The sequence below is a fragment of the Nocardia veterana NBRC 100344 genome, assembly GCF_000308855.1.
Taxonomy (GTDB): domain Bacteria; phylum Actinomycetota; class Actinomycetes; order Mycobacteriales; family Mycobacteriaceae; genus Nocardia; species Nocardia veterana.
On record NZ_BAGM01000181.1, the window covers coordinates 1 to 1,538 of the forward strand.

The 1,538-nt window shown below is 68.9% G+C and carries 1 protein-coding gene; it reads left to right on the forward strand.

All coding sequences use genetic code 11. The annotated features are described in order from the left end of the window. Nucleotides 1-204: 204 nt before the first annotated feature. The coding region (locus ON37_RS26635; RefSeq protein WP_051032077.1) for an Hsp70 family protein at nt 205-1,538 on the forward strand (1,334 nt) is incomplete at its 3' end.

Below are 1,538 nucleotides of genomic sequence, written 5' to 3' on the forward strand. Positions count from 1 at the left end.
AAGCAGCCCCGGCGTTACTCGAAACGGGGTGAATCCCCCGATTTCCCCATTGCCGCGGATAGGGGAATCCGACGCATTAGGGGACTTTCCCCGAACCTTTCGGATCGGCGGTAACGACCATCCCCCGGCAACCGACACCTGATTAGGTCGTGGCCTCCGCAAATACCCGTGACGACCGCAAATATCAACGACAGGGGTTCTCGAATGACTCAGGGCCTGACGCTCGGCATCACGGTCGGGTCGTCGCGTACGGTCGCCGCGACCGGCGCAACTTCCGCGAGCGCCGACCCGGAAAATGTCTCTCTTCACATTCGCCGCCGGCAATTCGACTCGGCGCCCGAATTGTCGGAGAATCTGTTGTCCCGAGTGGGCGACCCGGTCGACATTCTGCTTCCGGACGGCTCCTCGGTAGCGGCCGCCGATCTGGTGGCCGAGACCATTGCCCAGGTCACCGCCGACTTCGATCCGGTGTCCGCGGTCGCCACCGTGCCCGCCTGGTGGCCGGCGCACACCGTCGAGGCACAACGCCGAGCCCTGGAGCGGGTGGGCGCCGAGGACGTCGTACTGGTCGCCGAGCCGCTCGCCGCGCTGCGCCGACTGGAGGCCACCAGCACGCTGCGCCCCGATACGCCGGTCGTCGTCTACGACCTCGGCGCGACCGGGACCACCGTGTCGGTGGTCGGCTCGGGCCCGCGCTCCGGGCTGCTGGGCGAGCCGGTTCGCTCGACCGAGGTATCGGGCGCCGAATTCGATCTCCTCACCATGCGCTACGTACTGGCAAATGCTTTGGGAGAAACGGATTTCGACCCCTTCGATCCGGTCGTCGAACGAGAATTGTCGGTGCTGCGAAACCGTTGCGCCGAGGCCAAACAACAGCTTTCGACCACCACTGCGACGATGGTCCAGGTCCGGCTCGCCGGCACCTCCCGTGATGTGCGTTTGGTGCGTGACGAATTGGAGGATCTGTTCCGCGATCCGCTCACGGAGTCACTGCCCCTGGTGCGCGAGGCGGTCCGCCGCGCGGGGCTGGGGCTGGATCAGGTCGGCCAGATCCTGCTCACCGGCGGTGGCGCCGCGATCGGCCTGCTCACCGAACTCGTCTCCGGGGAATTCGCCGTCCCGATCGCGCCGATCGACGATCCCGGTTCACTGAGCGCCCGCGGTGCGGCACTGCTGGCCGGTGACCTGTACGCCGAGCAGCGCACCGATGCCCTGACCCCAGCGGTGATGGAACCGGCTGCCCCGCAGCATCTTTCGGAAGAAGACACGACCACCGCGCTTCCTGCGGTCGGTGGCACCGCCATCGAGCCACCACCGGCCGACACGACGCCGCCGAAGGGTCCGGCCCGCTGGCGGCGCGCCGCCTTCATCGCCGGGGCCGCGATCGCGGTGGGAGCGGTGGCGACCGGCACCTTGGCGCTCGGCACCGCCGGAGGCCCCACGAATTCCACGCCGGCGCCCGCGGCGGCCACCTCGGCGGCGAATGCCGGGTCGACCTCCGGCGCCGTTCCGGCCGGCGCCACCGATTCCGCCCATCC